The sequence below is a fragment of the Mesorhizobium helmanticense genome, assembly GCF_003034915.1.
In the GTDB taxonomy this organism is placed as follows: domain Bacteria; phylum Pseudomonadota; class Alphaproteobacteria; order Rhizobiales; family Rhizobiaceae; genus Mesorhizobium; species Mesorhizobium helmanticense.
On the sequence record NZ_PZJX01000097.1, the window covers coordinates 1 to 6,751 of the forward strand.

Genomic DNA, 6,751 nt, shown 5'->3' on the forward strand with positions numbered 1-6,751 from the left:
TGAGCGGCGAAACGACGTCCTGATCGCTGCCGCCACGGCAGCCGGAAAAACGGAAGCCGCTGTCCTGCCGATCCTCACGAAGGTTGCCGATCGGAACGAACGTGGCTTTTCAGTCCTTAATGTCAGCCCGCTGAAGGCCCTTATCAACGCCTTATCAACGATCAGTTCCGCCGGTGAGCTGTGCGAGCGGATAGAGATCGACGTAGTCCGCTGGCATAGAGACGCTCCCCAGTCCGCGAAGCAGCGAACGAGGCGCGATCCGCGCGGTCTCGTGTGTCAACAACCACGGAATCGGTTTTGGAAGCCGTTTGACAGATCACCTAACATTGTCGGCTGCTCAGGTGGTGGTGGGACGCGTACCGCGAGCCATCGGTCCATCATCTCAGCCGGCGGAGTCCCGTAGTTGCGATAGCCGTCGAGACAGCGCTTGGCGTTGTATTTTTCGAGCCAGAGCCTCAGCTCCGTCTGCATGCAATCCATGCCTAAACGATCCACCGCCGCACGTCGACCGCAAAAGAACTCGCCGGACACGATCCGGCCGAAACGCTCGGCGAAGCCGTGAAGATGCCCCAGGGGCAGTCGAGTGGTATGGTACTTGATCTCAGCCGTCGCGAAAGTGGGCGCATAATCGCCGCATTGCAACGCAGCGCTGGCGATCACCTCCCTCACTACGAGCTCATGCACGCCATAGAATGGTACGACGACGTTTTGCATCAACTCGGTGAGCGCTTGCTCATGCCAGCCGACCTTAAGCGCGGCAAAGGCATAGGCGCAGTAGATATCAACGACGAAACAGAGAAAGATCTTGCCTTCGTTACGGAGGCGACTAACAGGCAGAATGTTGGCGCAGAGCACCTCCCCGGGCGCCTGAGTTTCACTGTGACGCTCACGAAAGCTCGGATTGTTGGCTTCGACGAAGGCGGACTGCTCGACCGTGAGTCTGAGCGATCGTTCAGTAGCGAGCGCTTCAAGCGTCAACCACCGCTGCCGACGGCAGCCGAGGCCACGCTCTTTCAAGAGTTTCTGCACCGTGACCGCCGATAGGCGCATTCCCTCGCTATGCAGCAGATATTGTAGGCGATTGCAACCATATGCCGGATGTTGCAAGGCGAGCGCAGCAACCCGCCTTGCCGTCTGCCGTGGCGTTTTCTGAGGGTGATTGCGGGGAATCGGCGACCGGTCCTGCAATCCGATTAAGCCTTGCTCCCGAAAGCGGCGGCGCCACGCGTAGAAGCTCGTGCGGTCGATGCCGCAGCGACGACACGCCTCCGCGACGTTGCCTAGCATCGTCGCCAACTCAAGGATACCGAGCCGCTCACGCGCGAGGGCCATTGAGCCCTTCTCTGGCCGCTCTTTCGCAACGGCTGATATACTCCGACGTTTATCTTTGGCTCTTGCCACGGTGCCCTCCGATCGTAAGTTGCCTCCGTGGGGCGTGGTTGAAGCAAATCCAACGCTAGGCCTGCGTGCGGCTATCGAGCCGCCGCTTATGAAAGCGATGATAAAAGGTGATCTTGTCACCGAAGCCCTCCCGCATGCTGCAGGCCACCACGCGGCGGCCGCTAACATGGTGCTTGGGGCACGAGCCCAAGCACGTTGGCAGCATAAGGCAGCCACCGCATCCCTCGCTGTGGAATGGGTTGAAGCGCTCATATGGCATCTCAGCCGTCGTCGCGTCCCGCAGTGTTCTATCCATATCGTCCGGCAGAATGCGCGCGAATGTCGACTGGGATGTGCCCACAGCAGGGATGCACTTGCCGAGGTTGCCGTGTGGATCAATCGTGAACGAATTGCGCACAACCGCGGTGCAGGGGTAGCGCTTGGGCCGCGGCATACCGAACACCATATACCCCTCCGCCTCGAGGAAGCGACGAAACACCAACTCCTTCTCGGCGAACTCAGTGTTGGTGAAACAGTCGTGCGGCACGCAATCCACCAGACCTCGGCTGGTGTTGATGAAACCAAGACGGAAATCGATGCGGTGATCGACCACACCGTGGCTCTTGAAGAGACGCACGACATATTTGGCCTCTTCAATGTTATCCCGATCCACGTTGATGCGCATGGTGAGAGACCCAGTGGCATCGACGATGTCCTGCACGTGCTCGGCCAAGAACCGATAATGGGCCTCCGCCTTCGCTATTGGTACCTGTCGCCGCCCAGAATAGGTTTCGGGCGTGCCGTCAAGGGAAATCTGCAGCGCCTTTATGCTGAGTTCGGGCAGGGCGGCTACCCTTTCCGGCGTCAGCAGGACGCCGTTGGTCAGCATCTCAGCATAGTAGTCGATGCCGCGCTCGGCACAGATCGCCTTGAATGCCCGCGTCATGAAAGTGATTGCGGCATAACCGATAAGCGGCTCGCCGCCGAACCACTGGACGACTAGCTGACGGCTGTCGCCCAGTTGGCGACGGACGAACTCCACTGTCGCTTGCTGCAGCTCTTCCGACATGATCTTCGTCTTGGCTATACTGCGCTGGAAGCAGTAGCTGCAGTGCTGATTACAAGCCATGGTTGGCGCGATAGTCACAAACAGGCGTGATTTGTCGACCTTGTTGAGGCGTAGCCGCTCCTCCTCGTCGCTGAATTCGTCCAGTTCGGCCGGCACCACGAAGCCAAGCGTAGCGAGACAGCTCACAAGCTCGCGATCTGGCCCGGCCTCTCCGTGCTTTAGGCCGTCGAGACACCTTTTGACGATAGCCCAGCCGGCCATATCCAGTTCAAGAGTCTGGCCGTTTCTCGCGTTAAGCAGCAGAGTCATGTCGTCTGACTCACTGAAGGGCATGTTGAAGCTTGACGGTTTCCAATTCCGGGTCATAGTCATGGTCATAACGCTTCCCTTAGCTAAGCCGCACGCCCGGTTTGTCGTTGAAAGGGCACAACGGCGGCGTGGTGTGGACCGAGCCATAGGAGAAATATGCGTCCCGGTAACATCGACCCTTCTCCCACACGCAGCTCTCGAAGGACGAACAGGCCTCACAACTGGACCCGGCAAACCGCTCGCGGCTCGGATGGATAAAGTTGAGCAATCGGGAACCAGTCCAGATTTCGCGCAACGATTGGTGTCGGGCGTCGCCCACCAGGAATGGCTCCTCGTAGGCCATCTGTTCGCACAGGAAGGCGCCGCCGTCGGGACCGACGCCGAGAGCGTGCCACCCGCCTCCGCAGCCAATCCGCTGGCTCCAGATCTGCAGCTTGCGCTCCGACGTCAGCTCTCCAGCCGGCGTTGGGGCGATCGACAGATTTTCGTTTAGCGCGATGTCCGGATACTTGGCTCGGATTGCCTCAAACTCGCGGGCAAGCGTTGCGTGATGTGCGCCCGTAACGAACAGATCGTCGCTGTGACGGTGGAATGAGCGCGAATAACGCACAAAACTGAAGGTGCGAGCGCCGCGAGGATAGAAGAACTCAACGATTTTCTTCGGTTGATCGACATTTAATCCAGTAATGACCGCCTTTATGATAGGCTGTATGCCGAAATTCATAAAGCTCTCGAAGGTCATGGTCGCCAGTTGCGTGCGGGGTTTCCTGACGTTCAGCACGCGCATATTGATGTGGTCGTCGGCGGCATCGAAGCTAAGTTGCACAGGCCGTTCGACCACGCCGTTGATCTTCTCCTTGAACCCGGCATCGACTAGCCGCGCGACCGCGTCACGGTCCAGAAATGCTTTCGTCGATAGGAGGAACAGCATCTCGTGCTCGACAAGTAGATTGAGAAAGTCGATCCCGTCCTGCCGCACGAAGGTGTCCCCATTATCGGGTGAGCACATCCGCACCCCCATAGAGGCTGCCTCCTCGATCAACTCGCGCCAACGTTCAAGACGCATCTCCTTGCCTGCTTTGACGCGTCGATCGGCGTAGCAGTAAAGGCAGTCGGTTTGGCAGCGATGTGTGAAGACCGTATAGAGGTTGATCGGCGCTTCTAGACGGAATCGGGTCTTGACCCCCTGCATCACACGCGAATAGGCCTGCTGATCAATGACGAAACAGCGCGGGTCGAAGCGGAGCGCCTCGGTAATCGGGTTATCGGCAATCTCCACGATGCCGTGAGCACCAATTCCCGTGGCCGATACGCTGGCGCGCACCAGAGCGTCGACGCCGGAGAGTGTCTCGACGAGGCTCCCAGTCGCCGCCTCCGGAAAAAGTTGACGGAAGAAGAGATCGATCTCGGAAAAGCGCGAGGCGCCATCCAGTAACGATAGGGCGAATCCCTGGATCGGAGTTAAGAAATGGATGTGCGTGTTGATGTAGTCAAGAGGATAGAGAATTGGCCGATTCCCATCTTGTGTGAAGACGAAGTCCCGGCGCACTGCGACAAACTGATCTGGTCTTATGGGTAGCTTTGTCATCGAACTGTCTCTCTCGCACTCTTGCCGGAGTGACCGAACCCTCTACTTGGCCGGTACCATCCAGATGCGCTTGGATCCGGATGGCATCCTGACCACTGGATTGGCCTACCAGCAGATCATGCAGGGACAGACGGTGCAGCTGTCGCAGCCCGATGCGAGTAGGGGCTCTCCCAACGTCGGTGTTCCCTCGCCAGGAACGAGGTCGACCTTGAGGCCCTTTTTCTTGATGAGGGTCTGCATCTCCTGGATCAACTTGTCAGACTCATACTGGTGCAGCAAAGTCCCGAAATCGACTTCTCTGCCCTTGACGGTAACAGCCTTGCGCTCTTCGATCGTCTTCATTTTCCATCTCCATTAGGTTGTGTGGATGAACCACGTTTACGACTATGCCTGTTTTCAGATTGGGCTGCCTTGATACAGGTCAGCCTGTCTCTTAACCTTCTTGACTGACAGTGCGCGGGTGTTATCAACTTAAATGCTGGTGAGGGATTTGCGGCGAGAAACGATGGCGCTTGTAGCTGACGGTCGCGGTGTTCATGTCATCGCGGTTAGCCGCGAATCCCTCATCGCATTGAGTAGTATTCTCCATCCTCACATCACACAGCCAACGCCAGGTTTCACAATGAAAAACTCCCGTCGAAGGATTCGATCCGCTTTGGTCATACTCTTAACTGTTTGCGCAGTAAGTGGGATATGGGGCTATTCGCTATGGCATGTGGCGCAAGAACCACCGAATGCGCGGCTCGCGCTGGATGCGTACTACCCGCAGATGCCACCAGATGCGCACCATCGATATCTTACTCTTCCGATTGACTATGCAGATGAAAGCAGCGGACGCTTTCGCGCGTTCTATGTGCTCAGCCCTAACTTCAATCCCCAAGGTCCCGTAGTCTTTTTTCTGACGGACGGGCAAATGGAAATAGTTGGCCCGGGCGTTGATTTCTCTTTCTTTGATGAGCAGCTGCCTGGGGTATCTTATGTGCTGATCGGCCATCGCGGCCACAGTCCCACGGTTTTCCCGGAGGTCTATCCAAACGGCGAGCTGGATCTGCGCCGCGCAATGAACCTTTATGGCTCCTGGCAGCGCGTCGAGGATATCGAACGCGTAAGGCAGGACATGGTTTCAGCGAGGCTGCTTCCGTCAGGCGGGCGCATCATGATTTTCGGAGCCTCAGGCGCGGGCGTACTTGCCCAACAATACCTGGATCGACATGGGGAACACGTAGCCCGGGCATTGCTGGCCACCACGGGAGCGCCGGACTTAGCCCGCCAGCAGCGATGGACCTTCGCTCGCAACTTCGCTGAGTTCGATCCGGGGGCCGCTGACACCCTGTCAGAGATTGCAAGGCATCAGAATGGCAGGCGCCTGAGCTTGGCTTATATGCTCTTTCAACTCGGGCGACAAGGACAGTCGGGCTTGGCAACACTTCGTAAGATCATCCGCGCAGAGCTAAGCCACAACCCCTTACCGTATGCTTGGTATGAGCTGCACCCGAGCCTGAACTGGTGGCTCAGCCGCGCCCTGCTAGGCCTGCCTGCCGCTGATGCGGCGAAAGTGCGGATGTACGAGCTACTTGGAAGCGATCTGCAGAATGGGGCCTGCTCATATGGGTACGACCTCCCACTTTACCAGTGGTCCGCAGAAATCCTAAAGAATTTTCTGCATCAGCATGCGCCCTTGCCGAATCTGCAGTTGGATCGGAGCCGTTTCCAGGGGGAGGTTTTGGTCGTCTCGGGAAAGGATGATGTCGTATTCTCTCCGGCAATAGGCAAAGCCATCGCATCGGCCTATCCCAGCGCCCGCTTCCTATTGGTTCGGGGTGGGCATCGACTGGAACTGGATCACGAGTACCAGCGTGCAGTTCGCAGAGCCTTCTTCCTGCATGGCCTACAGGCACGCGACACAGCATCGCTCCTGGACTCTCCTCCCTCCACTCCCGTAGAGCAGGGTGGGGGGGTGCAATAGGACAGAACAAGGGCGATGTCACGTTGTCTACACATAAATGGGGTTGAGGGCCGTCGCCCACATCCGCCTCCTCACCCGCAGGCTCGAAAGAGCTTGATTTCGTTAAAGCCTTTTTTGGTCAGACTCTAACATCGACGGCCACACGTCGCTTTGACCCGGTGGCGATGCGTGTCTTGAGGCCGGGATTTCGGCAGCCAAGCTTGCGCTCAACACAACGTTGCGCACTTATGTGGAGCAGCGACTGGCCGGCGTAGTCATGACCCCGAGTGGCGGTGCCGTTGCTGGTCCCGCCGTTCCGTGGAAGGGCCGCCGGCATGGCCCGCGAAAGGATCGGCGATGGGCCAGGGCTTGGAGCCCGGAGCAGATTGCCCGACGCTTGCCGATCGACTTCCCGGACGACAAGACGATCCGCATCAGCCACGAAGCGATCTATCAAGTA

General features: G+C 58.0%; 5 protein-coding genes and 2 pseudogenes. 3 read left to right on the forward strand and 4 right to left on the reverse strand.

The features are described 5' to 3' along the window. Positions 1–22: 22 nt before the first annotated feature. Positions 23–220: pseudogene (locus C9427_RS35170) on the forward strand (DEAD/DEAH box helicase); the annotation flags it as partial. Between the two features lie 56 nt (positions 221–276). Here C9427_RS35170 and C9427_RS35175 read toward each other — a convergent pair. From C9427_RS35175 to C9427_RS33355, 4 genes are all read right to left on the reverse strand, one after another. Further along, complete coding sequence (locus C9427_RS35175) at positions 277–1,332, reverse strand: helix-turn-helix domain-containing protein (RefSeq protein WP_245437292.1); 1,056 nt, start codon at positions 1,330–1,332, stop codon at positions 277–279. Between the two features lie 124 nt (positions 1,333–1,456). Continuing rightward, on the reverse strand, positions 1,457–2,758 hold the full coding sequence (locus tag C9427_RS33345; RefSeq protein WP_245437293.1) for a radical SAM/SPASM domain-containing protein: 1,302 nt from the start codon (positions 2,756–2,758) through the stop codon (positions 1,457–1,459). A 79-nt stretch (positions 2,759–2,837) separates the two neighbouring features. Continuing rightward, positions 2,838–4,346 carry a radical SAM protein gene (locus C9427_RS33350; RefSeq protein WP_107653166.1) on the reverse strand — a complete coding sequence of 503 codons (1,509 nt, stop codon included), beginning with the start codon at positions 4,344–4,346 and terminating at the stop codon, positions 2,838–2,840. A gap of 105 nt (positions 4,347–4,451) precedes the next feature. Continuing rightward, on the reverse strand, positions 4,452–4,688 hold the full coding sequence (locus C9427_RS33355; protein WP_107653167.1) for a hypothetical protein: 237 nt from the start codon (positions 4,686–4,688) through the stop codon (positions 4,452–4,454). Between the two features lie 163 nt (positions 4,689–4,851). Between C9427_RS33355 and C9427_RS33360 the strand changes: the two genes are divergently transcribed. Continuing rightward, the gene (locus tag C9427_RS33360) at positions 4,852–6,312 is read left to right on the forward strand and encodes an alpha/beta fold hydrolase (protein WP_245437294.1); all 1,461 of its coding nucleotides are present in this window, start codon (positions 4,852–4,854) and stop codon (positions 6,310–6,312) included. A 193-nt stretch (positions 6,313–6,505) separates the two neighbouring features. After that, positions 6,506–6,751: pseudogene (locus tag C9427_RS33365) on the forward strand (IS30 family transposase); the annotation flags it as partial.

Excerpts from the sequence above, each read along its gene's own strand:
- C9427_RS35175 (WP_245437292.1), bottom strand. The coding sequence starts at position 1,332 with ATGGCCCTCGCGCGTGAGCGGCTCGGTATCCTTGAGTTGGCGACGATG.
- C9427_RS33345 (WP_245437293.1), bottom strand. The coding sequence starts at position 2,758 with ATGACTCTGCTGCTTAACGCGAGAAACGGCCAGACTCTTGAACTGGAT.
- C9427_RS33350 (WP_107653166.1), bottom strand. The coding sequence starts at position 4,346 with ATGACAAAGCTACCCATAAGACCAGATCAGTTTGTCGCAGTGCGCCGG.
- C9427_RS33355 (WP_107653167.1), bottom strand. The coding sequence starts at position 4,688 with ATGAAGACGATCGAAGAGCGCAAGGCTGTTACCGTCAAGGGCAGAGAA.
- C9427_RS33360 (WP_245437294.1), top strand. The coding sequence starts at position 4,852 with ATGGCGCTTGTAGCTGACGGTCGCGGTGTTCATGTCATCGCGGTTAGC.